Genomic DNA, 1343 nt, shown 5'->3' on the forward strand with positions numbered 1-1343 from the left:
CCACCGAAGTCGCCACCAACCCAACACCACGACGCCGCCACGCCAACCCATCCAAAAACGCATTCGCCGCCGCATACGCCGACTGACGACCGCTCCCCCACACCCCCGCCACCGACGAGAACAGAACAAAGGCATCCAGATCGGCGTCCGTCAGAAGTGCGTCCAGGTGCGCCGCCCCGACAATCTTCGACCGCACGCTCTCCTCGAACTCATCGGCTGTCAGGCTCTCCACCGCGCCCCAACTCGGCACCCCCGCGGCGTGCACGACAACCCGGAGATCGGGAATGCCGGCCAGCAGCGACGCGACCGCGTCCCGATCGGCGACATCGCACGCGGCCACAGTCACCTGGACCCCGAGCTCCTCCAGCTCGGTCACCAACTCGGTCGCACCGGGGGTCTCGATCCCCCGTCGGCTCGTCAGCACGATGCGCTCCACACCGGTCCCGGCCAGCCAGCGGGCCACATGGCCGCCCAGCGCGCCCGTACCCCCGGTGATCAAGGCGGTTCCCCGGCCCTGCCACCCAGTGGACGTGTCCGCCGCCGGTGTCACCCGGGCCAGTCGGGCACCCCACGCTTCAGCGGCACGAATTGCCACCTGATCCTCCCCGGTGCGCCCGGCGAGAACCCCGGCCAGCAAGGAGTCCGTACGCGCATCCACCTCCATGGGCAGGTCGATCAGCCCGCCCCAACGATCGGGATGCTCCAGACCGATCACACGGCCCAGCCCCCAGACCGCCGACGCGTACGGATCCACCACATCCCCGTCCCCCACGGAGACCGCACCCCGGGTGACGCACCACAACGGTGCATCGACCCCGGCGGCCAGGAGGTTCTGGAGCAGGGACACCGTCGCCTCGACCGACAGCAGCGACACCACACCCGCGACCGCCACATCGCGCGGCTCCACCGCCGTCACGACCTGGACATCCGCCCCGGCCGACCGCAGCGCGACAACCACATCGGCACCGTCAACCTCCTCAGCACCCGGCTCGACCACGACCAGCCAGATCCCCGTCAGCACCTCCCCGGACGGCACACCCGTAACCGGCGTCCAACCGAGCCGGTAACGCCAACCGTCGACCACCGACCGTTCCTGCTGCGCCCGCCGCCACGACGCCAAGGCAGGCAACACGGCACCCAACGGCTGCTCCTCGTCAACGCCCAGCGCCTGCGCATCACCGCGCTCGACCGCATCCCAGAACGCCGCATCCACCGCACTGGTCACGGGCCGGGCCGAGGACGGCTCCAGCCAGAACCGCTCACGCTGAAACGCATACGTCGGCAAATCAACCAACCGACCGCCGGGGAACACCGCCGCCCAATCAATCTGGACGCCCCGGACA

Annotated in this window: 1 protein-coding gene; it reads right to left on the reverse strand. The window is 70.0% G+C overall.

What is annotated here, in order from left to right; translation table 11 throughout:
- Positions 1-1343, reverse strand: a 1343-nt coding sequence (locus KN815_RS47395) for an SDR family NAD(P)-dependent oxidoreductase (protein ID WP_216347956.1), incomplete at both ends; no start/stop codon positions are given.

Origin of the sequence: Streptomyces niphimycinicus (genome assembly GCF_018883605.1) — a bacterium.
GTDB classification, from domain to species: Bacteria; Actinomycetota; Actinomycetes; order Streptomycetales; family Streptomycetaceae; genus Streptomyces; species Streptomyces niphimycinicus.